The sequence below is a fragment of the Actinomyces oris genome (genome assembly GCF_006546825.1).
Taxonomy (GTDB): Bacteria; Actinomycetota; Actinomycetes; order Actinomycetales; family Actinomycetaceae; genus Actinomyces; species Actinomyces oris.
This window is the reverse complement of sequence record NZ_VICC01000001.1, coordinates 87,855-110,568: the sequence shown is the minus strand read 5'-3', so window position 1 is coordinate 110,568 and position 22,714 is coordinate 87,855. Positions and strand designations below refer to the sequence as shown.

Genomic DNA, 22,714 nt, shown 5'->3' with positions numbered 1-22,714 from the left:
CCGTGACCACCGCTCTGTACCGCCGCTACCGCCCCGACACCTTCCAGGAGGTCATCGGGCAGGACCACGTCACCGCTCCGCTCATGGCGGCGCTGCGGGCCGACCGCGTCACCCACGCCTACCTCTTCTCCGGCCCGCGCGGCTGCGGCAAGACGACGTCGGCGCGCATCCTGGCCCGCTGCCTCAACTGCGCCCAGGCCCCCACCGACACCCCCTGCGGCACCTGCCCCTCCTGCCGGGACCTGGCCACCGGCGGCTCCGGCAGCCTCGACGTCGTCGAGATCGACGCCGCCAGCCACAACGGCGTCGACGACGCCCGCGACCTGCGCGAGCGCGCCGCCTTCGCACCGGCCCGCGACCGCTACAAGATCTTCATCCTCGACGAGGCCCACATGGTCACCGCGCAGGGCTTCAACGCGCTGCTCAAGCTCGTCGAGGAGCCGCCCGCGCACGTGAAGTTCATCTTCGCCACCACCGAGCCGGAGAAGGTCATCGGCACCATCCGCTCGCGCACCCACCACTACCCCTTCCGTCTCGTCCCGCCCGACGTCCTCGAGGGCTACCTCGCCCACCTGTGCCAGGCCGAGGGCGTCGAGATCGGCCCCGGCGTCTTCCCCCTCGTGGTGCGCGCCGGCGGCGGCTCCGTGCGCGACACCCTCTCCGTCATGGACCAGCTCATCGGAGGGGCGCACGACGGCGGCGTCGACTACCAGCGGGCCGTCGCCCTGCTGGGCTACACCGATACCACCATGCTCGACCAGTGCGTCGACGCCATCGCGGCCTCCGACGGCGCCGGCGTCTTCCGGGTGGTGGACCGGGTCGTCTCCTCCGGGCACGACCCCCGCCGCTTCGTCGAAGACCTGCTGGCCCGGCTGCGCGACCTGCTCGTCATCGCCCTGGCCGGTTCCGAGGCCGGCGCGGCGCTGGGCTCCCTGCCGGTTGATGAGCTCGAGCGCATGGACCTGCAGGCCCGCACCATGGGGGCCGCCGCTCTCTCGCGGGCCGCCGACACCACCGCCCAGGCCCTGACCGCCATGGTCGGCGCCACCTCCCCGCGCCTCCAGCTCGAGCTGCTCGTGGCCCGCCTGCTCATCCCCGCCGGCGGCGCCGCCAGAGGCGGTGGCGTTGCGGCCGGGGGTGCGGCCGGGCCTGCTGGGAGCGCCGGACCGATGGCCTCGCCCGCCCCCGGTGGTGCGGGCGTCGGCGCGGGCACGGGAGCGGCCGGCAGTACCGCCGGTGCCGTGCCCGCCGGGTCGGGACGCGAGATGGCCGCCCAGATCGCCCGCCAGGCCTCCGCAGAGGCCGCCGGTCGGCGCGGAGGGCAGCGGCCCGAGAACGCCGGAGGACCGAAGGGAGTCGGGAGCCCGGCGCCCGCCGCCCAGGCGCCCTACTCCGACGCCGGTTGGGGAGCAGCCCCTGCCGCGCCCTCGGCGCCCGCTGCGGGCCCGACGTCGACCGCACCGGCCTCGCAGGCCGGCCCCGCCGTCAGCTGGGACGGCCCGCATGACGGCGCCGCCGCCTCGCCGGGGCCCTCCGCACCCTCGGCCGCAGCGGCCTCGCGACCGGTCGAGCAGCCGCCACGCGCGGCCGAGCCGGCCAGCGCCCCGGCCGCCCCGAGCGCGCCCGTCGCTCCCTCGGCCCCCGCTGCCCAGGCAGGCGCCGGTTGGGGGGCAGTCCCTGCTGCGGCCTCAGCACCCGTCGTCCAGGGAGGTGTCGCTGCTGGCAGCTCGGGCGGGGGCGAGGCGGCCGACGCGGAGATGATCCGCACCCGCTGGGAGGAGGTCCTCGAGGCGGCCAAGCGCTCGCGGCGCGCCACCTGGGCGCTGGTCGGCCCCAACTCCCGACCGGGCACCGTCTCCGGAGGCGTCTTCACGCTCCTGTTCGCCGCCCCCGGCCTCGTGAGCGCCTTCGAGAACGGTGGACACGGCCCCATCTTCTCCGCGGCCCTCCATCAGGCCCTGGGACTGCGTCTCGAGGTGCACGCGATCGTCGCCGGCGACGACGGGCCAGGCAGTTCCGGAGGCCCGGGCGGCTCAGGTGGCCCGCGTGGACCGCAAGGACCGGGCGGATCCGGGGCTGCCCCCACCGGGACCGAGGCCGCGCACACCGCCGGCGACGGCTCCGGCGTCGCCCACGATGCCGGCCACGGCGGGCCGCAGGGCTCCTACGGCGGCGCCCCCGACGCAGGTCCGAGCAGACCTGGACCACAGGCCGGCGCCTTCGCCTCGGCGGGCTCGGCCGCCAGCGGCGGGGAGCAGGATGTCAACGGTATCGGGACGCACACCGGCGGCCAAGGCCCGGCCGAAGCAGCGGCCCCCAGCATTGGCCGTGGCGCCGACAGCTCTGGCCCCGGCGTCGACAGTGCCGTGCTGCACGGCTCCACCGGTGAACCAGTCGCCGCATCCGCTCCCGACTCCCAGGCGCTTGCCACCCACAACCCCAGTAGCGCTGTCCACGACGCCGGCCGCCCCGCCCAGGGCCCGGCCGCGCAGTCGCCCGCTGCTGCGTCGGCACGGCCCACCGACGTCGAGCCTGCCGACCGCCCCGGCGCGCAACGGCCCGTCTCCACCACCTGGGACGATGGCTCCCCGATCCCCGAACCCCCGCCCGAGGACGACTGGGGTGCCGATCCCTACGCCGAGGACTCCGGCTACGTCAGTGGGGCTCTCAGCGTTGATGAGCCCAGCGGCTCTGCTGGGCACTCCGCCGCTCCAGCCCCGGCCGCCGTCGCCCAGGAGGCCGCGACCTCGCCCGAGCCGCAGCCGGCTCCGGCCGACCCCAATCCCGCCGCCCCCACCGAGTTCCAGGCGGTCTCCCCAGCATCCTCGACCGCCTCCACGTCCCCGGCGCCCACCGCTGCTCCCATGGCGGCGCAGCCATCCCCCGCTTCCGCGAACCCCGCCGATCCCGACGACGGTTGGGGGCCCGTCGCTATCCCCGGCGGGGGCTCGGCCCCGGCCCCGGTCTCCGCGCCTGCCGCCGGCGGCACCGACCTGGACGACGGCTGGGGCCCGGTCGCCGTCCCCGGCGGCGGAACCGTGCCCGCCCAGTCGGCACCCACCTCCGCGCCCTCGTCCCCGCCGCCCGGGCCCTCCTCAGGCGCAGGCTCAGGAGCGCCTGCGTCCCCCACGCCCACCGGTCCCCAGTCCGCTCCGGCCCCCACCTCGGTCCCGGCGGCCTCCGCCTCACCTGCCCAGTCCCGCTCCGCCCCCGCCGCGCAGGCGCCCGACGAGGCGCCCCTGGCCACCGTCCACCGTCTGCGCGCCCTGCCGGAGATTCCCGGCGGGGCCGCGTCCGCTCCGGCGGCCCCCCAGTCCTTCCAGCAGACGCCCTCCTCCCCGTCCCCGCAGGCACCGGGGGCCGGCAGCGCGTCACACGCCCCCGGCTCCTCGGAGACCACCGCAGGTTCCCCCGGCCTGGCCCCCGTCACCTGGGAGGGGACGACGTCGAGCCCCTTCAGCCCGGGCCCGCCCCCCGAGGAGCCCAGCGCCTCGAGCGCCCCACCCGAGGACGAGTCCACCTGGGCGCCGTCGGGTATCGCCGGCTCGCGCCTGGCCGCCGCCATGGCCGCCGCCCGCGCTGCCGCCCAGGAGGCCGACACCGACTCCCTGGCCGACGACACCCCCAGCGAGGACGACCCCGACGCCGAGGACGCCGGCGTCGTCGGGCTCGAGGTCGTCAAACGGATCCTTGGCGCCCAGGTCATCGAAGAGGTCACCGTGACCCAGGAAGGACGCTGACATGCCCGCCGTCTACGAAGGCGCCGTCCAGGACCTCATCGACGAGTTCGGCGAGCTGCCCGGTATCGGCCCCAAGTCCGCCCAGCGCATGGCCTTCCATGTGCTCGCCGCCGACGCGGCCGCCGTCGAGCGCCTCATCGAGGCCCTGCGCGCCGTCAAGGCCAAGGTCCGCTTCTGCGAGACCTGCGGCAACATCGCCGAGGCCCCCCAGTGCGCCATCTGCCGCGACCCCCGCCGCGACCAGCGCGTCATCTGCGTCGTCGAGGAGCCCAAGGACGTCGTCGCCATCGAGCGCACCCGCGAGTACCGGGGGCTCTACCACGTGCTCGGCGGCGCCATCGACCCCATCAACGGCGTCGGCCCCGACGACCTGCGCGTGCGCGAGCTCTTCAGCCGCCTGGGAGACGGCGAGGTCGAGGAGGTCATCCTGGCCACCGACCCCGACGTCGTCGGCGAGGCGACCGCCGCCTACCTCACCCGCATGCTGCGCACCATGGCCGTGCCCGTCTCCCGGCTCGCCTCCGGCCTGCCCGTGGGCGCCGACCTGGAGTACGCCGACGAGGTCACCCTCGGGCGGGCTTTCGAGGGCCGACGCCGCGTCGAGGACTGACCGCCCCTCCGCTCGTTTGCTGCTCGCGCCGAGCCGGGCATCTTTCGCCGCCGCCAACAGAGTGTCGGGAGGGCTGCGCGAAGAATGCCCGGCCGGCTCAGGGCGGGAGGGTCAGGCCAGGCGCACGCCGCGCGGCAGTCGGCCGGCCGGGACGCGCAGACGTCTGCTGGCCGTCACCACGCCGCCGGCCCCCAGAGCCATGAGCACCACGAGGCTCACGGGCCAGAAGACCAGGTGCTTGGCCACGGGAGCCCCGCTGTCGCGCCTGCTGGAAGGAGCGTCGGAGGAGTCCTTCCAGTTGTCGCAGAAGTTGCTGACGACCCGATCGGGCTTGGGGTCGCGCAGCTCGTCAGTCCACGAACCCGTGGCCTCCAGCGGGGAGTAGCTGCTGCGGTGGCCCCAGCCGTCGAGCCGACGGGGCGCGTGGGCGGTGGCGTCCCCCAGGATGATGAAGGGGTTGGGGGCCAACATCCACCAGATCCGATCGGTGTGCGTGACCTCCTCGACGGAGACCTCGGGGTCGGTCTTGCACACGAGCTTGCCCTCGGTGGATTTGTCGTAGTCCACGCTGTAGGTCACCAGTGTCTGGTTGCCGACCGCCAGGGGTGAGCTGATGGCCATGAACAGTGGAGTCCCGACGACGAGGGCGGCCACCACGAGGTAGGTCAGGACCGCCGAGGCCGAGGGCCGCGCCGCCAACGCCGAGAAGCCCAGGCCGATGGCGCACACCGCCCCCAGGGTGAAGACGAGGATGACCAGGTGGGCCAGGAGGGCCTGCCAGTGCGAACCGCCCGCGACCGTCAAGCCGATGAGGAAGGGCACCGCCACCCCCAGGAAGGCGATTGCCGCCACCCAGGCCGCCAGCAGCTTGCCGACGACGATCTCCCGACTGCGCAGCGCCGTGGCCTGCAGCAGCGCCAGGGTCGCGTCGGCCCGGTCACCGTTGATGGAGGTCGCCGACAACGTGGGGGCGACGATGAGCCCGATCCCCAGGACGAAGCAGACGACGATGTCGTAGAGCGTCAGCAGAAAGTCGTTGGACGCGCCATCGGGGCTCGTGGTCTCGACGGCGATCACCAGCCCGCCGCACAGGACGATGAGGACCGCCAGCCAGATCCCCAGCATGATGCGCCAGCGCGTGGCCCTCACCCGCTGACGCAGCTCGAGCACCATGATGGTGCGCACACCGGTCCAGGTCATCGGCGTTCTCCTTCCAGAGCCAGGTAGGTCTCCTCCAGGGTTCCGGACAGCGGGGCGAAGGAGACGACCTCCACCCCGGCCTCAACGGCCCCTCGCAGCAGGCGGGCCGCGGCTGCGTCGTCGGCGACCGGGAGGCGCACGGTGCCGTCCTCCTCCACCGTGACAGGCAGCTGTGCGGAGCGTGTCCACTGGCCCAGTCGCCCGGCGTCCAGGGCCCGCATCCGCCAGGTCCGCTGCATCGGGAGCGGGGCCGGCGCTCCCGAGCCCGCCTGCCCGGGCGCCGGGCCCCACCCCGGCGGCGAGGTGACGGCGGTCCCGTGGGACATGAAGACGACGCCGTCGACCATCTCCTCCATCTCCGTCAGGATGTGGCTGGAGAGCAGGATCGTGGTGCCGCCCGAGGCCAGGTCGCGCAGCAGGACGCGCAGGTCGGCGCGCGAACGCGGGTCCATGCCGGCGGCCGGCTCGTCCAGGAGCAGGACCTTGGGGGCGTGGATGAGGGCGCGGGCCAGGCCCAGGCGCTGCTTCTGGCCGCGGGACAGGACCCGGGCGGGCGTGCGCGCCATCTCCTCGAGGTGGACCAGGGAGAGCATCTCGACGGCTCGGGGGCGGGCGGCGTCGGCGTCCATGCCCTGGGCGGCGGCGAAGGTCAGGAGGATCTCGGTGCAGGTCAGGGAGTCCCAGGTGCCGAAGGCGTCGGGCATCCAGCCCACGGCGCGGTGGACCTCGCGCGGCTGGGTCACCGGGTCCAGGCCCGCCACCCGGATCGTTCCGTGGTCCGGGGCCAGGAGGGCCGCCAGCATGAGCAGCAGTGTGGTCTTGCCGGCGCCGTTGGGGCCGACCAGGCCGGTGACGGCGCCGCTGGGCACCGACATGTCCAGCTGGTGCACCGCCGGCGCCTGTCCGAAGAAGCGGGTGAGCTGGGAGACTTCAATGCTCATGCGGCCAGGCTACGTCGTCGGCGCGGGGCCGGTGGGTGGAACTCGGGCCCGCCTCACGTCGACACTTCGACCAAAACTTCAGAAACGACGCGGCTCCGGGTCGATTCTGAAGATTCTGTCGAAGTGTGGTCGCAGGGTGTGCGGGGCGAGGGCTGCGGGCCGCGTGATGTGCAGGCAACACGGCGCACCGTATGCTTGGCCCCAGCCACGTCGTCGTGGGCGCCGCACGGCGACGGCTCCACCCCCGGAAGCCCCTGCCAGGACGCCCGCACCGGCGCGGAGCACCTGATGCTAGACACGCACTGATTCCAGGACCCGAGGAGCGCCTTATGGCACTGGTCGTCCAGAAGTACGGCGGCTCGTCCGTCAGCGACGTCGACGCGATGCGGCGCGTCGCCCGGCGCATCGTCGCCACCCGCCAGGCCGGCAACACGGTCGTTGTCGTCGTCTCCGCGATGGGGGACACGACCGACGAGCTCCTCGACCAGGCCGCCGCCCTGACCACCGACGCCCCCGCCCGCGAGATGGACATCCTGCTGTCCGCCGGTGAGCGCATCTCCGTGGCCCTGCTCGCCATGGCCGTCTCCGAGCTCGGCGTCCCGGCGCGCGCCTACACCGGCGCCCAGGCCGGGGTCCTCACCGACTCCAAGTACGGCAAGGCCTCCATCGTCGGCGTGCTGCCCGAGCGTGTGGCCCGCTCCATCCAGACCGGCTCGGTCGCCATCGTCGCCGGCTTCCAGGGCATCAACGAGGTCGAGGACACCACCACTCTGGGGCGCGGCGGCTCCGACACGACCGCGGTCGCCCTGGCCGCGGCCCTCAACGCCGACGTCTGCGAGATCTACACCGACGTCGACGGCCTGTTCACCGCTGACCCCCGCATCGTCCCCACCGCCAAGCGCATCGAGTCCCTCTCCAGCGAGGAGACCCTGGAGCTGGCCGCTCACGGCGCCAAGATCCTCCACCTGCGCGCCGTGGAGTACGCCCGCCGCTTCGGGGTGCCCCTGCACGTGCGCTCCTCCTTCTCCGACAAGACCGGGACCTGGATCTACGACGGCCGCCGCGAGGGCGCCTTCGTGCCCTCGGTCGTGGCCGCCCAGCTCGACGACGTCGTTGCCGCCGACACTGACAGCGCCCCCAGCGCCGCGAGCCCAGCCGCCTCGGCCTCGCCCTCAGACCCCGCCGGGCTCGACGACGGGCCCTCGGCCGCCGTCGTCGACACCGCGCACCGCAATGCCATCGCCGCACGGGCCCAGGCCCGCCCCCGCCCGACCGCCAAGGAGGACCACGTGGAAGCCCCCGTCATCTCCGGAATCGCCCACGACCGCAGCCAGGACAAGATCACGCTCGTGGGCGTGCCCGACGTCCCCGGCGCCGCCGCCCGCATCTTCGCGATCGTGGCCGGCACCGACGCCAACATCGACATGATCGTCCAGGACGTCTCCGCCGAGGGGACGGGCCTGACCAACATCTCCTTCACCTGCCCCGACGGCGACTCCGCCGCCGCCCGCGAGGCCCTTGAGGCCGCCCGCGAGGAGCTGGGCTTCCGAAGCCTGCACTTCAACCCCGACATCGGCATCCTGTCCCTGGTGGGGGCCGGCATGCGCTCCAACCCGGGGGTCTCCGCGCGCCTGTTCGGCTCGCTGAGCGAGGCCGGGGTCAACATCCACATGATCTCCACCTCCGAGATCCGCATCTCGGTGGTGGTCGACGACGCCGTACTCGACGAGGCCGTGCGCGCCGTCCACTCCGCCTTCGGCCTCGACGCCCAGGCCGCCGAGGCGGTCGTCTACGGAGGGACCGGACGATGAGCAATCCCGTGAACACCTACACCGGAGTGGCTGACGGCGTCTGCGTCGCCGTCGTGGGGGCCACCGGCCAGGTCGGCCGCGTCATGCGCGCCATGCTGGCCGAGCGCGACTTCCCCGCCCGCTCGGTGCGCTTCTTCTCCTCGGCCCGCAGCGCCGGGACCGTCGTGGACTTCCGCGGCGCCCAGGTCGAGGTCGAGGACGTCGCCACCGCGGACCTGAGCGGCATCGACGTCGCCATCTTCTCCGCCGGGGGCGCGGCCTCGCGCGAGCACGCCCCGCGTTTCGCGGCGGCCGGGGCCGTCGTCGTCGACAACTCCTCGGCCTGGCGCAAGGACCCCGAGGTGCCGCTCGTGGTCAGCGAGGTCAACCCGCACGCGCTGCGCGAGCGCCCCAAGGGCATCATCGCCAACCCCAACTGCACCACCATGGCGGCCATGCCGGCCCTCAAGGTGCTGCACGAGGAGGCCGGGCTCATCCGCCTCATCGTCTCCACCTACCAGGCCGTCTCCGGATCGGGTCGGGCCGGGGTGGCCGAGCTGGCCGGGCAGGTGCGCGCCGTCGTGAACGAGGACATGGAGGGCTTGGCCCTGGACGGGCGGGCCGTCGAGTTCCCCGCGCCGGAGGTCTACGTCGACACCATCGCCTTCAACGCCGTGGCCTGGGCCGGGAATGACGCCGGTGACGGCTCCGGTGAGACCGACGAGGAGCAGAAGCTGCGCAACGAGTCCCGCAAGATCCTGGGGATCCCGGACCTGCTGGTCTCCGGCACCTGCGTGCGCATCCCGGTGTTCTCCGGCCACGGGCTCAGCATTAACGCCGAGTTCGAGCGCGAGATCAGCGTCGAGCGGGCCCGCGAGCTGCTGGAGGCGGCGCCCGGCGTCACCTACCAGGACGTGCCCAGCCCCCTCAAGGGCGCCGGCCGCGACGGCACCTTTGTGGGGCGCCTGCGCGCCGACCAGGCCTTCGCGCCGGGCCACGGCCTGCAGTTCTTCGCCGTGGGGGACAACCTGCGCAAGGGTGCGGCCCTCAACGCCGTCGAGCTGGCCGAGCTGGTGGCCGCCGAGTTGCGGGGCTGACTGGGTTTTCTCTTTCGCCGAGCCGGGCACTTTTCGCGTGAGGCGACCGTTATGCGGTCGGGCTGCGCGGGAAGTGCCCGGCTCGTTGCATGCGGACTAGGCGTCCGATCTGAAGTTCACGATGCCTCCTTTGGCGAGGCCTCGGAGGTGGGGGGCGGGATGGCCGAGGCATCGGTGCTGGTGTCGGATTCCTCGGCCTCATGCGCGGTGAGGTCCCGAGGAAGGAACAGGGGGCCGATGATCGCGGGCGTGAAGAGAATGAGAATGAAGACGGCGCTTGCGTTCGGAAAAGGTGCATGGGTAGTGACACCGTGGATGGAGATGAAGGCGATCAAGCAGATCATGGTCGCTGTGGGGGAGATGGACGCCAGTAAAGTGATGAACAGGCCGGCTGCGAGCCAAAATATTACTGTGTCGTTGTTCGTGGCTGCCTGAGTCTGTTCGATCTGCGATGACTGGGGTGATGGTTTAAAGAGGGCGAGAACGACGATGATTCCGGTTGTGGCTGCGGCGATCCGTGCAGGATGAAGAGTGTATCGCCACCCACGTATGTGCGGGTGCCACGAGCGTATGCGCTCTCCCATAATGAGAGCGAGCGCCGCTCCCAGGAGCAGGCCGGCGAAGAACCATAGAGTCCTGTAAGCGAGATAAAGGTCGCTCGGCCCGTCGCTGCTGTAGGGTGCCAGGATGCTCACTGTCAACAGCATCGCCCCAGAGGTTGCCAGGCTGGGTGGGTGATTCCAGGTGACCCATGGGAGAAGCATCAGAAGAGGGATGAGGATCAATGGGTTTCCGGGGTGATCCGCGCTTGTCGTGGAGGCGAGTAGCGACGCGAAAACTGCTGTGAGCGCCATAGCGAATGGGGGTCGCACCTGTTGAAGTGAATCGTTGCTCTTCATGAATCTCCTTTCGTCGTTACCTCGAGGTGTGGTTGACGGTGCGGTGGCGCCTGAGCCATGAATGTGCTCGCGTTCTTCGGGGAATTTCTGTGTGACAGACCTGAGTTTCTTGTGGCTGTATGCGGTGAGGAGTCAGACGGTGGCTGTGATGACAGTGCCCACGATGGTTGCTGGTATGCGAAGTGCGTGGAGCGCTTTTCCTCGTTGTTCGTATGGCGATGCCGTTCTTCTCAGACGGCTGCGGAAGATGTGTCCAGTCTGCAAGGTACCGCCGTCAGTGCAGGCGCGGTCGGTTCCTCGATGAGTAGCGTAAACCGTCCGGGGTGATGGTTATGGCCTTTCAGCGGGTTGGACGCCGACTCGAGGAGTTAGACCGACGTCGGACCGGAAGTGTCGACTGCTATCCACGGTCCGAGTCGCGTTCCGCCAGAAGACGGTCGATGCGCTCGCTCAGCTCGCTGACCTGCTGCTGCAGGGCTGCCACCTGCGCCCGCGTCGCGGCCTCCTGCTCGGCGTTCTCCTCCTCGACCAGTGAGACGATCCACGAGGCCAGGGTCGCCGTGACGACGCCGGCGAGCGCCACCCCGCCGATCATGAGCAGCGCCGCGATGAAGCGCCCCTGCGTGGAGAGCGGGAAGGTGTCGCCGTAGCCGACAGTGGTGATCGTCGTCAGCGCCCACCACAGGGCCTGGCCGAAGGACTGGATCGAGGAGCCCGGCTCATGACGCTCCGCATCCAGCACGGCCAGTGCGGAGGTGAAGATGAGCAGGGCGGCGCTGCCGGCCGTGTACAGGGTGATGCGCCCGCGCAGCGCGGTGCCGGCGCTGCGCTGCATGATGCTCACAAGCGTCACCAGGCGCAGGAGCCTGAGCGGCCGCAGGATCGGCAGGACAATGATCGCCAGGTCGGGCAGGTGGCGGAGGAACCAGCGGCCCCGGTTCGGCGCCAGGACCAGGCGGACAAGATAGTCGAGGCCGAACAGTGCCCACACGGCGCCGATCATGAGCTCGGCCGTCTCCTTGGCTACGCCTTGCGCGTTGGTGAGTACCTCCCAGGCATAGGCGCCCAGGAAGACGACGGCGGCGCCGGCCAGCGGCCACTCCGCGGCCCGCTCCCACGCCCGCAGCCGAGTGCCCGGGCTGATGTCAGTCGGCATGCTCCGATGGTAGACGGCGCTGGGGAGAAGACTGTGTTGCCCTCACCGGTGGGGACAGTCAACGCCGTCGGGGACATTTCTGTGCGCTTGGGGATGTTTGACGCCGTCGGGGGCCGGGAGTCTGTCGGTGGGGTCAGGTGGTGTTTGCACCGTTGATGATGTCGTTGAGTTTCTCAGTTGGGGTCTGTCCGTTCAAGACGATGCGGGGTCGGCGGTTGAGGCAGCCCTGGATGTCTTGAATCTGGGCGTCGGGGCGGTGGTTGTCTCCTCCTGCTCGGGCGGGGTGCGCACCAGTTGGGTGGCCCGCCAGACCTCGTCGAGTCGGGCCTCGACCCGGGATCGGGCGTCGTCGAGCCGTGAGGGCCTCGCCGTCTGGCTGAGCCGCGGGATGACGACTGGTCGCCCCTGCTCGGCGCCTTTGGCAGGTGGGGCGTAGACGGCCTGTACCTTCACGCGACCCCAGCGCGCGGGAACCTCCTGAATGCTGAGGTCGTCGCGGCTGGAAGGTAGGGCGAGGCTGGAGGACTCCTGGACTGCGACTGACATGGCTCGCGGGGTCATGCGCACCGCGATCGAGCGGCGGCGCGCGGCGGCATGCAGCAGTGCCACGAAGAGCACGGTGATCAGAAGAGACACGGCCCAGGTGGCCTCGTCGGCCAGCTCTCGGGTGGATTCGCCGTAGATCAGGGGATGTGGGATGGCTATCACGAGGAACGGGGAAGCCACCAGCAGTGCTCCCGCAAGTATCGCCCACGCCATCCCCACGGCACGCCTGTTCGGGCTCTGGGAGATATGAAGGAACCGTGCCGACGTGACATCGCGATGGGTCACCGTCGCGTCTTTAGTCAGCCAACGGTCAGTGCCGATGAAGCAGAACGCCGCTCCGAAGCTGAAGCCGGTCAGCACGAAGCTGTAAATGAATGTTGCCATGACTGCCTGAGCCACGGCGTCGCCCACTGCGCTGGTGTCGTCCGGATAGGCGACGGCTTCGTCCAGGGAACCCAGGGCGAAGGCGGTCAGGACCAGGATCAACGGGTAGAGGAGTGCGATGCCGACGGCGGCCAAAGTGCCCAGGCATCCAAGCACCTTGGTCCCGGTGGTGGGGCGGGTGCGAATGTAGATCGCCATAGGGCGCCCTCCTGAAAACTGGCGGCAGGTCGGTAATGGCTGGCGAGTCAAGTCTGGGGGTGGTGGGTGTCTCCTGCCCATGGGGACCGTTCACCTTGGCTGGGGGCATTCGACGCCGTCGGGGACCGGAATCCTGTCCCCGGACGCGCAGGATGCCCCCGCCCGGGGAGGCGTGCACCCGGCTGCGTGGAGTGTCCCCGCCCGTCTTGGAAGGCGGGGCTGGCGGGCTCAGGTGAGGAGGACTTTCAGGACCGCAGGGGCGGCGAAGCGGCGAGGCTGCGAGCCGGTCTCGACGACGTCGAGCACCCCGATGTCAGCCAGCTGGGCCACCAGGCCGTTGGCTCGCCCGTACGAGATGCCGAGGGCGGCCTCGACCTTGCGCACCGTGAAGCTCGGATTCGCGACCGCGAAGTCGACGAGGTCAAGAGCGTGCGCGGACCGCAGGCTGGAGGAGCGCACCGTCTCCTTGAGGCTCTGGTGCGCAGCGGCCAGAGCGAGCATCTGATGACGCGTGCTGGTGGCCGCCGCGGCCAGTCCCTGGGAGAAGAAGGTCAGGAAGGTGTCCCAGTCGCCGTGGGTGCTGACTCGCAGCAACGCGTCGTAGTACTCGGCGCGACGCTCCTCGAACCACGGCGAGACCGTCAGCGTGGGTTCGCTGAGAACACCCGAGTTCAGGAGGGTGAGCACGATGAGGAACCGCCCCAGGCGCCCATTGCCGTCCCGGAAGGGGTGAAGGGTCTCGAACTGGTAGTGGGCCATGCCCGCGGCGATGATCGGGTCGATGTCTCCCGCGTGATCCTGATGCAACCAGTCGACGAGGGCTCGCACACCGGCGCGAAGAGGATCCCCGGGAGGCGCGGGAACGAACCGGGACGCATGGACGGGGGCCGTGCTGTGCGCACCGGTGCGGCGGCCGATCATGACCTGGCTGTCGCGCAGGCGACCTGAAGCGGACTCCAGGGGGGTGCCCCGCATGAGCTCGCCCTGAAGGTCCTCAACGAGCGACAGGGTGATGGGGCGCCCCTCCTGCGCCCACAGAAAACCGCTGTTGGCCATGCGGACGTAGTTGAGGATCTCCGTCATCTCGGCGGTCGCGGGGGCATCGTCGTCGGCGGTGAGCACCTCGCGCAGGGGGGCGTATGTGCCCTCCAGGGCCGACGTCGACTGCGCCTCGCGCCGCAGGGAGGGAGTTCGCAGCAGATAGGGATTCGGTAGCTGCTGAGCCGTGGCGTCGAGGGCGGCCAGTGCGCGGCCGGCTGCTGCCACCATGCGGTAGGTGTCTCCGCTGAGAGGCGGCTCGTCGGAGCCGAGCGGAGTAGGGACGAAGGCCTTGTGCTGCCAGTTGCCGGTCACCGGGTCGGAGCCGGTGATGTCGACCAGCTCCCCCATGGTGTCGTCGACGAACATGCTCACGTCCATGATGTCATCCTAGTGATGGTTGTGTGACATCTAAAGAGGGTGGATTGCACATATTGGCGACTTGTCGAACATTGCGGATGGGGGTGTGTCCGGAAACGGGCATGTGTAGGGCTGTGCGCCGGTGACTGCCGCCGTGGGGTTCCGTTGTGGGTGGGGGCGGCCGACGCCGTCGGGGACATTTCTGTGCAGCCGGGGACAGTCGACGCCGTCGGGGACCGGAATCCTGTCCCCGGACGCGTCGGGTGTCCCCCTCCGGGACGGCGCGCACCCGGCCGCGTGGAATGTCCCCGTCCGCAAGGACGAGGACGATGTTTCTCAGGCCGGCTGCGGCTCAGCCTCCGATGTCGGTGCGTCGGCCGTCTCCTCCTGCTCGACTGAGGCTCGTATCAGTTGAGTGGCCCGCCAGACCTCGTCGAGCCGGGCCTCGACCCGGGAACGGGCGTCGTCGAGCCGGGAGGGTCTCACCGTCAGACTGAGCCGTGGGATGATGACCGGTCGCCCCGGCTCGGCACCTCCGGCGGGTGGGGCATAGACGGCTTGGACCTTCACGCGCCCCCAGAGTGCCGGAGCCTCCTGGATGCTGAGGTTGTTGCGCCCAGCAGGTAGGGGGAGAGAGAAGGACTTCGGGTCAGCGACCGCCATGCCGTACGTTCTCAGGCGTACCGCGCTTGCCCGCCGGTGTGCGGCAGCGCGTTTCAGCGCCATGAACAACCCGATGTGGGCCAGGCCGAGAATCCAGGTGGCCCCCACGGCCAGATCTTGAGTGGAATCGCTGTAGATCAGGGAGTGCGGGATAGACATCATGGTGAACGGGGAGGCCGTCACCAGCATGCCCGCGAGTATCGCCCACAGCATGCCCACGGCGCGGCTGTTGGGGTCCCGGGCGACATGGAGGAACCGTGCCGACGCGATATCGCGATAAGTCACTGTCGCGTCCTTGGTGAGCCACCGGTCCGTGCCCGTGAAGCAGGAGGTTGCTCCAAAGATGACGGAGGTCAGCACGAAGCTGAAAATGAGTGGTGTCGCGCCTACCGCAATCGCGGCATTGGCTATCGATTCGTTGTCCTCCGGGTAGGCGACGGCCTCGTCCAGGGCGCCCAGGGCAAAGGCGGTCATGAGCAGGATCAACGGGTAGAGAAGCGCAATGCCGGCGGCGGCCAGGGCGCCCAGGCACCCGAGCACCTTGATGCCGGTGGTGGGGCAGGTGCGGAGGTAGATCGCCATGGGGTGCCCTCCTGAAAACTGTCGACAGGTCGGTAGTGGCTGGCGAGTCAAGTCTGGGGGCGGTGGGTGCCTCACGCCCATGGGGACCGTTCTCCCCGGGTGGTATTCGACGCCGTCGGGGACGTTTTGGTGCGGTCGGGGGCGTGTCCTTCCGGCCGGGGACAGTCGACGCCGTCGGGGACCGGAATCCTGTCCCCGGACGCGCAGGGCGTCCCCGTCCGGGGAGGCGCGCACCCGGCCGCGTGGAATGTCCCCGGCTGCAGGAGACTCGAGGTCGAGTGGTGCCGGCAAGAGTGTGGGCGGTGGTGATCGGAGGGTGCGCGGTGCCAGTGGGAGGCCGGGCGGCAATGGCAGAAGGGGTGCTGCATCGGCCGGAGGTGATGGGGCGGGTGGTGCTGGTAGACGGGAGACGGTACCGGTGCGAGGCCGGGCGGCCCCGTCACGAGGATTGCCGGCCTCAGGAATAGGTTGGGCCCCGGCCGTGTTGGCCGCAGTGGAACCCATCTGTCTCCACAGTCTTGAAAGGAACACTCATGGCCACCAAGAACATCACCGGCCCCGAGTTCAAGGACACCATCCACGGCGAGGGCATCACCATCGTCGACTTCTGGGCCTCCTGGTGCGGCCCGTGCATGCGCTTCGCCCCCATCTACGAGAAGGCCTCCGAGGCCAACCCGGACATCACCTTCGCCAAGGTCGACACCGAGGCCGAGCAGGACCTCGCCGGGGCCCTGGGCATCTCCTCGATCCCCACGCTCATGGTCTTCCGCGACAACGTGCTGGTCTACCGCGAGGCAGGCGCCCTGCCCGCCCCCGCGCTGGACTCGCTCATCACGCAGGTGCGCGAGCTCGACATGGACGAGCTCAAGGCCAAGATCGCTGAGGAGGAGGCCGCCTCCGGCGCTCAGGCCTGATCCGTCAGGTACCGCGGGGCCGCCTGCCGGCCCCTGCAGCCGTCCGACGTCGCCCGGAAACCCGCCGTTTCCGGGCGACGTCGTTGTCTGTTGCCCGGCTCGCCCACCCAAGGGCAGAACATTACGTTTTGATATCCTATGATGGCCCGCGTGAAGTTGGAGTCCCACGTCAGCCACGCTGTCAGAGCCCGATGGGCGGTCCCCGTCGGTGCCTCGGGCCGCGACGCGTTGGTGCGCCACCTCGTCTACGCCCTCCTGCGTTCTGACCCTGAGGGCGCCACGGACTGGATCGACTCGACGGTCCCCACCGACCCCGACGAGCTGCGCACCATGCTCGACTTCCTCCTCACCGCCCGCCCTCCGGCGCCCCTGCCCGAGGACATCGCCGCCGACCTCGACACCCTCCTGGAGGCCGAGGCCGCCGAGCGCGGCATGGTCGACGCCACCGAGATCCCGCCCCTGGCCATCACCGATCACGTTCCCGGCCTGCTCGGCCGTAACGTGGCCTTCTGGCGCGGCGACCTCACCCGGCTGCGCGCCGGCGCCGTCCTCAATGCCGCGAACTCCGGGATGCTCGGCTGCTTCGCCCCCGGGCACCGCTGCATCGACAACATCATCCACGCCGTCGCGGGGCCGGCCCTGCGCGCCGAGTGCGCCCGCTACATGACCTGGGCGGAGACTTTCGACCCCACCCGTCGCCAGGGCGGGGAGCCCGCCGGCCGGGCCGTCTTCACCGGCGGCTACCACCTGCCGGCCCAGCACGTCATCCACTCGGTGGGGCCCGTCATCGAGGACGGGCGCAAGCCGACCCTGCGCGACCGGCGCCTGCTGTCCTCGTGCTACACGAGCGTCCTCAACGTCGCGCACGCCGCGGGGCTGGGCAGCGTCGGCCTGTGCTCGCTGTCCACGGGGGTCTTCGGCTACCCCAAGCGGCAGGCCGCGCTGGTGACCCTGGAGACGATCGGCCGCTGGCTGGCGGCCCACCCCGACTCCCGGATGCGCATCGTCATCAGCCTCAACGCCGACGTCGACGTCGCCGCCTACGAAGCCGCCCTCGCCCCGCCGCCCTGGCGGCCGTAGGGGACTGGGGTCCGCCGTGCCCCGCCGTCCGCAGTGCGCCTGAGGTGGCGCACTGCACGAGGGTCGGGCTCCACTGGCCGACAGGTGGGCGTACTCCACGCGGTGCGGGGGTTCGTGCAGTACGCACAACCCCTGGCCAGTAGGTCCCCAACCTCGTGCAGTGTGGGCAGTTCTGGGCTCCGACGTCGGACCAGATCCACGGAGGGCGGTCAGCTCGCCTGGGCCTGGGCCCGGGCCGCGGCGCGGGCGGCCGCCGGGGCCGCGGCCGCAATCGCCTCCAGCTCCGCCTCGCCGTGCGCGGCCGAGACGAACCAGGCCTCGAAGACCGACGGCGGCAGGCCTACCCCCGCCTCAAGGAATGCGTGGAAGAACGGCCCGTAGCGCCAAGTCTCCTGGGCGCGAGCGGCCTCGTAGTCGCTCACGCCCTGCTCGGCGGCCCGCTGCCCGAACATGAAGGAGAACAGCGAGCCCGCCCGCTGCACGCGGTAGGGCACGCCCTGCTCGTTCAGGGCCGCCGAAACCACCTCTCCGATGGTCTGGGCGCGGGCGGTCACCGAGGCGTAGACGGCGTCGTCGGCCCGCTGGAGCGTGGCCAGGCCGGCCGCCGTGGCCAGCGGGTTCCCCGAGAGCGTGCCCGCCTGGTAGACGGGGCCGTCCGGCGCCAGCAGGTCCATGACCTCCGTCCGCCCGCCGACGGCGGCCAGCGGCATCCCGCCGCCCACGACCTTCCCGAAGGTCACCAGGTCCGGCACCCAGGTGGCGCGCTCGCGCCAGTCGGCACCCGGCCAGGAGGGGGTACCGGCGCCGGCGAGCTCAGAAGCAGCGGCGCCGGCGGTGGCGAAGACCGGCAGGTCCGTGGTCCAGCCGTCGAGGGCCTCCAGACCCCACCAGCCGGCCGGGCCCACGCGGAAGCCAGTGAGGACCTCATCGAGGATCATGAGCGCGCCGTGCTCGGCGGTCACTCGGCGGATCGCGGCGTTGAAGCCGGGCGCCGGTGGCACGATCCCCATGTTGGCCGGGGCTCCCTCAGTGATGACCGCGGCGATCTCGCCGCCGCGCTCGGCGAAGCAGGCCTCCAGGGCGGCGACGTCGTTATAGGGCAGGACGATCGTCTGGGCGGCCACCGCCGCGGGTACGCCGGCGCTGCCCGGCAGGCCGCCGGTGGCCAGGCCCGAGCCGGCCGCCGCGAGCAGGCCGTCACTGTGCCCGTGGTAGCAGCCGGCGAACTTCACCACCAGGTCGCGGCCCGTGGCGCCGCGGGCCAGGCGCACGGCCGTCATCGTCGCCTCGGTGCCGGTGGACACGAAGCGCACCTTCTGCGCGGCCGGCACCCGACGGCGCACCTCCTCGGCCAGGAGCGTCTCTGTGGCCGTGGGGGCGCCGAAGGACAGGCCGCGGGCGGCGGCCGCCTGGACCGCGGCGACGACCTCCGGGTGGGCGTGGCCCAGGAGCGCAGGGCCCCACGAGCCCACCAGGTCCACGTAGCTGCGGCCCTCGGCGTCGGTGACGTGGGCACCGCTCGCCGAGGCGATGAACCGCGGCGTGCCCCCCACCGAGCCGAAGGCGCGCACGGGGGAGTCGACGCCCCCGGGGATGACGGCGCGAGCCGCCTCGAACAGGGAGTTGTTGGTCGAAGCGGTGGCACTGGAGGGCCGGCCTGCGGGCTGCGATTGCTGAGTCACGGTGATCCTGTCGATGAACTGGTCAGGGCCGGTTCGGGAGGTGACCTCGCGCCGGCCGGAACTGATTCCCAACCTACCGGAACGATCCTGCCCTCCGTGGCTCTTGTATCAGTGCAGGGCCGGGTTCTCGGCGATCTCCCGGGCCCAGTAGGTCAGGACCATGTCGGCGCCCGCCCGCACTATGCCCAGCACCGACTCGGCGATGACGCGCTCGCGGTCGACCCACCCGCGCTGCGCGGCCGCCTCCACCATCGCGTACTCGCCGCTGACCTGGTAGGCGGCCACCGGCACCGGTGAGGCGGCGGCGACGTCGGCCAGCACGTCCAGGTAGGGGCCGGCCGGCTTGACCATGACGATGTCCGCCCCCTCGGCGACGTCGAGCATCACCTCGCGCATGCCCTCGCGGCGGTTGGCCGGATCCTGCTGGTAGGCGCGCCGGTCCCCGGTGAGCGTGGAGCCCACAGCCTCCCGGAACGGCCCGAAGTAGGCCGACGCGTACTTCGCCGAGTAGGCCAGGATCGCGACGTCATCGTGGCCGGTGGCATCCAGGGCGGCGCGGATCGCGGCGACCTGCCCGTCCATCATCCCCGACGGCGAGACCATGTGCGCCCCCGCCTCCGCCTGGGAGACGGCCATGGCCTGGTAGGTGGCCAGGGTGGCGTCATTGTCGACCTCACCGGCGCGCGGGCCGTCGGGGCGGATGAGGCCGCAGTGGCCGTGGCTGGTGAACTCATCCAGGCAGGTGTCTGCGCAGACGACGACCTCGTCCCCCACCTCCGCGCGCACGGCCGCGATCCCACGGTTGAGGATGCCGTCCTCGGCCCAGGCCGCCGTGCCGGCCTCGTCCCGGGCGGCGGGAACGCCGAACAGGTCAATGGCGCCGATGCCTGCCTCGGCACAGGCGGCGGCCTCGCGGCGCAGCGAGTCCAGCGTGTGCTGGACGACCCCCGGCATCGCCTCCACGGGGCGGGGGGTATCGATGTCCTCGCGCACGAACACCGGCAGGATGAGGGCGGCCGGGTCCACGACGTGCTCGCGCGCCAGGCGCCGCATCGCCGGGGTAGTGCGCAGGCGCCGGGGGCGGACCGTGGGGGCCTGCGGGTCGGGGACGGAGCGGCGCGACAGGAAGTCGGCGGCCGGTCGAAGGGCATCGGTCATGAGGTGCTCCTGGTGGTTGGTGGTCCGCCGCCTCGCAGGCCGTCCACAGTGTTGGAATGACTGGAACCAGGCGGATCGGGTGGGTTTGTGCGGGGGACACTCGTGTCGGATTCAGAGGCTGCGGGGTGGCTTTGTGTCACGAATGGCGACTTTTAGTCGTGCCGAGTGGGGGTGCGGCTCCGGAGCTCATCGGAGTATCCGGCTCTGACCTGGGCGAATACCCGAGGGGTAGGTGCCCCAGGGACTGTGGTGGCGATGAAAAGTCGCCAATCGTGACACTTTCGCCGGTATGTGTCCATCACGGCGGCTCCTGAGAGGCAGGAGCGGGGTCCGTTGTGGCCCGGATGGTGTCGATGGTGGCCTGGAGGACCCCCTCGGGCGTGGGGGAGGGGGCGACGGCAGCAACCGTCAGACCGAGCTCGCGGGTGGCCGCCGCCGTGGTGGCGCCAATGGCCACCAGCCCGGTTCTCTGCGGTGGCGGGCCGAGCAGCTCCAGGACGGCCCGCGTCGTGGACGGGGCGGTGAGCACGACCGCGTCCACACCGCCAGTGGCCCACGTGCGATCCAGGTCCGGGGGCAGGTCGCAGGCGTCAGCCGTGACGGTCGTGTAGGCGGCCACCTGCTCCACCTCCCAGCCCGCTCGACGCAGGCCGTCCGCCAGTGCCGGGTCGGCCAGAGCCGAGGCCGGCAGCAGCACCCGCCGCGCCGCCTCCGTGAGAGTTTGAGGAGAATCGGGAGCATCGCTGAAGGCGCGGGCTCTCCCGTCGGAGTCATGAGAGCCGGCGGCATTGGTGAAGCCATGGGGGCCAATGCCTGAACCCGGGTCTCGGGTGGGGGGTGGGGTGGCTTCTGGGCCGCCGGCGAGCGCGGGCTCCTTCAGGAGAGCGGCGGCCGAGCCTCGGGCCACCAGGTCGGGGGCGGTCACGGTGAGCTCGGTCCAGGCGCGCGCGGTCGCCGGACCGACGACGGCCACCCGCAGCGGCGGGATGGCTGGGGTGCGGGGAGGTGTGGCGCTGTCGTGGGGGGCGGGAGTACCGGGTTCCCGGTAGAGCCCGTGCCCCCAGGTCGCCGAACCGAATCCGGCTTCCGCAAGCAGGTACGGTGCCAGCGCCTCCACGGTCCGGGCCGAGGTGAGTACCAGCCAGGCCGCCTCGCCCGCCGCGATCCTGCGCGCAGTCGCCTCCAGTGCCGTCGCCTCACCCGGAACCGTCCGCGTCACGGCGGCGCGCAGCACCCGAGCCCCGGCCCGCTCCAGCGCCGAGGCGATGCGGTCGCGCTCCTTGAGGCGCGGCAGCAGAACCACCCGCCCCGACAGCGGCGCCCCGCCGCCCTCCCGGGGGTTGCCCGGGAGGCTCCCGGCCGAGTCGTTGCGTGAGGTGGACTGCGCCATGGCCTCAGTCCCGCCGGGGCTTGTTGGCGTGCAGGTCGACGATCTGGTCGGCGCCGTCGTCCAGCAGGACCTCGGCCGCCCTGACCCCCAGTGCCTCGGCCGCCCGAACCGCCGCCATGTCCCTGGGAGTCCTCGGCCCCCCGGAGGTCTCGGGCAGCTCGGTGCTCAGTTCGCAGCCGACCTCCTGGCCACCATCGAGCGATGTGACCACCGCCCGCAGCACGAGCACCCGCGGCGAGCGGCGCGAGACCGCTGAACCACGCGGCTCCGCCACCCCAGCTCCCTGGCTGGTCCTGGTCGCGGCGGTGTCATCGCCGCGGAAGCCCTCGTTCCACCCGGTCCCGTGCTCGGCGTGCTCCTCCCGCGGCTCCTGGCTCTCGCCCCGCAGGTGTGCCCAGGCCCCCACCGGCGCCGCGCAGCCCGCCCCGAGCCGGGCCATGAGCGCCCGCTCGGCCGTCACCGCCAGGCGCGTGGGTTCGTCGTCGAGCACCGCCGCCACTCGGGCCAGCTCCGCGCAGTCCTCGTCGGCTCGCGCCTCCACGGCCAGGGCCCCCTGGGCCGGAGCGGGCAGCATCGTCTCCAGGTCCAGGACCTCGCTCGCGCAGTGCTCCAGACCCAGACGCCGCAGCCCCGACAGGGCCAGAACCACCGCGTCCAGGTCGCCGGCGGCATCGGCTCGGCTCGGCGCCACCGGCTCATCGGTGCCGACGCCGACCACCTCCAGCCCCCGCACCCGCGCCAGGCGCGTGGGCACGTTACCGCGCAGGTCCACCACCTCCAGATCGGGGCGGGCGGCCAGCAGCTGGGCGGCCCTGCGGGGTGAGCCGGTGCCCACGCGGGCCCCCTCGGGCAGGTCGGTCAGGGTCAGGCCGTCGCGGGCGCACAGGGCGTCGCGCGGGTCCTCGCGCGCCGGCACGCAGATGACTTCCAGACCCTCGACCGGCTGCGTGGGCAGGTCCTTGAAGGAGTGGACCACCAGGTCCACCTCGCCGTCCAGGAGTGCGTGGCGCAGCCGGGCCGCGAAGACCCCCACCCCGCCGAGCTGCCTCAGGGGCGTGCGGTCGCCGTCGCCGTCCGTGCGTACGGTGACCAGGTCGATGCCCAGGCCGCCGGAACCCTCGCTGGCCTTGCCGGCCGCGGCTGCCGCACCGCCCCCACCGGCCGCCTGGCGCAGCGCCTCGGCGACCTGCCCGGACTGGGTCAGCGCCAGGCGCGAGCCGCGCGTGCCCAGCCGAAGCCGCCGGGAGTCCGTCTCCGTCGTGGTCATGCATCCCCTCCTCGTGCGC

The 22,714-nt window shown here is 71.7% G+C and carries 17 protein-coding genes; 6 read left to right on the top strand and 11 right to left on the bottom strand.

Translation table 11 applies throughout. The features are described 5' to 3' along the window. The first annotated feature begins 2 nt into the window (after window positions 1–2). Window positions 3–3,740, top strand: a complete 3,738-nt coding sequence (locus FK267_RS13725; RefSeq protein WP_269781166.1) for a DNA polymerase III subunit gamma and tau — start codon at window positions 3–5, stop codon at window positions 3,738–3,740. A gap of 1 nt (window position 3,741) precedes the next feature. Continuing rightward, window positions 3,742–4,350 (top strand): recombination mediator RecR, encoded by a 609-nt coding sequence (gene recR / locus FK267_RS00480; RefSeq protein ID WP_003788101.1) that lies wholly within the window; start codon window positions 3,742–3,744, stop codon window positions 4,348–4,350. Window positions 4,351–4,461: 111 nt separating this feature from the next. On the opposite strand, the gene FK267_RS00475 is transcribed toward recR, so the two are convergent. After that, window positions 4,462–5,550, bottom strand: a complete 1,089-nt coding sequence (locus FK267_RS00475; protein WP_070512036.1) for an ABC transporter permease — start codon at window positions 5,548–5,550, stop codon at window positions 4,462–4,464. After that, a complete protein-coding gene (locus FK267_RS00470) occupies window positions 5,547–6,491 on the bottom strand; it encodes an ABC transporter ATP-binding protein (RefSeq protein WP_070512033.1) in 945 nt (314 codons plus the stop codon). The genes FK267_RS00475 and FK267_RS00470 overlap by 4 nt, the downstream gene beginning before the upstream one ends. Before the next feature lie 329 nt (window positions 6,492–6,820). On the opposite strand from FK267_RS00470, the gene FK267_RS00465 reads away from it, so the two are divergent. Further along, window positions 6,821–8,302 carry an aspartate kinase gene (locus tag FK267_RS00465; RefSeq protein WP_141405802.1) on the top strand — a complete coding sequence of 494 codons (1,482 nt, stop codon included), beginning with the start codon at window positions 6,821–6,823 and terminating at the stop codon, window positions 8,300–8,302. Then, window positions 8,299–9,378, top strand: coding sequence for an aspartate-semialdehyde dehydrogenase (locus FK267_RS00460; protein ID WP_075377846.1), 1,080 nt, complete (start codon window positions 8,299–8,301; stop codon window positions 9,376–9,378). Before FK267_RS00465 ends, FK267_RS00460 begins: the two co-directional genes overlap by 4 nt. A 116-nt stretch (window positions 9,379–9,494) precedes the next feature. On the opposite strand, the gene FK267_RS00455 is transcribed toward FK267_RS00460, so the two are convergent. The 5 genes from FK267_RS00455 to FK267_RS00435 form a co-directional block, all read right to left on the bottom strand. Continuing rightward, window positions 9,495–10,277 carry a hypothetical protein gene (locus tag FK267_RS00455; RefSeq protein WP_141405801.1) on the bottom strand — a complete coding sequence of 261 codons (783 nt, stop codon included), beginning with the start codon at window positions 10,275–10,277 and terminating at the stop codon, window positions 9,495–9,497. 400 nt (window positions 10,278–10,677) lie between these two features. Beyond that, entirely contained in the window at window positions 10,678–11,433 is a 756-nt protein-coding gene (locus FK267_RS00450) for a potassium channel family protein (protein WP_141405800.1), read from the bottom strand. 192 nt (window positions 11,434–11,625) lie between these two features. Further along, window positions 11,626–12,561, bottom strand: a complete 936-nt coding sequence (locus FK267_RS00445) for a hypothetical protein (protein ID WP_141405799.1) — start codon at window positions 12,559–12,561, stop codon at window positions 11,626–11,628. A 228-nt stretch (window positions 12,562–12,789) separates the two neighbouring features. Further along, the gene (locus tag FK267_RS00440) at window positions 12,790–13,980 is read right to left on the bottom strand and encodes a Fic family protein (RefSeq protein WP_081379293.1); all 1,191 of its coding nucleotides are present in this window, start codon (window positions 13,978–13,980) and stop codon (window positions 12,790–12,792) included. 315 nt (window positions 13,981–14,295) lie between these two features. Further along, entirely contained in the window at window positions 14,296–15,204 is a 909-nt protein-coding gene (locus FK267_RS00435; protein ID WP_075377843.1) for a hypothetical protein, read from the bottom strand. Between the two features lie 533 nt (window positions 15,205–15,737). Between FK267_RS00435 and FK267_RS00430 the strand changes: the two genes are divergently transcribed. Both FK267_RS00430 and FK267_RS00425 read left to right on the top strand, forming a co-directional pair. Beyond that, a complete protein-coding gene (locus tag FK267_RS00430; RefSeq protein ID WP_060956929.1) occupies window positions 15,738–16,118 on the top strand; it encodes a thioredoxin family protein in 381 nt (126 codons plus the stop codon). 138 nt (window positions 16,119–16,256) lie between these two features. After that, window positions 16,257–17,198, top strand: coding sequence for a macro domain-containing protein (locus FK267_RS00425; RefSeq protein ID WP_141405798.1), 942 nt, complete (start codon window positions 16,257–16,259; stop codon window positions 17,196–17,198). 209 nt (window positions 17,199–17,407) lie between these two features. Here FK267_RS00425 and hemL read toward each other — a convergent pair whose 3' ends face one another. The 4 genes from hemL to FK267_RS00405 all read right to left on the bottom strand — a co-directional run bounded on the left by hemL (window position 17,408) and on the right by FK267_RS00405 (window position 22,695). Further along, window positions 17,408–18,817, bottom strand: coding sequence for a glutamate-1-semialdehyde 2,1-aminomutase (gene hemL / locus FK267_RS00420; protein WP_373693223.1), 1,410 nt, complete (start codon window positions 18,815–18,817; stop codon window positions 17,408–17,410). A 171-nt stretch (window positions 18,818–18,988) separates the two neighbouring features. Then, entirely contained in the window at window positions 18,989–20,038 is a 1,050-nt protein-coding gene (gene hemB / locus FK267_RS00415) for a porphobilinogen synthase (protein WP_141405796.1), read from the bottom strand. 298 nt (window positions 20,039–20,336) lie between these two features. Continuing rightward, window positions 20,337–21,428, bottom strand: coding sequence for a uroporphyrinogen-III synthase (locus FK267_RS00410; protein ID WP_141405795.1), 1,092 nt, complete (start codon window positions 21,426–21,428; stop codon window positions 20,337–20,339). A gap of 4 nt (window positions 21,429–21,432) precedes the next feature. Then, window positions 21,433–22,695, bottom strand: a complete 1,263-nt coding sequence (locus FK267_RS00405) for a hydroxymethylbilane synthase (protein WP_141405794.1) — start codon at window positions 22,693–22,695, stop codon at window positions 21,433–21,435. Between the last annotated feature and the right edge of the window lie 19 nt (window positions 22,696–22,714).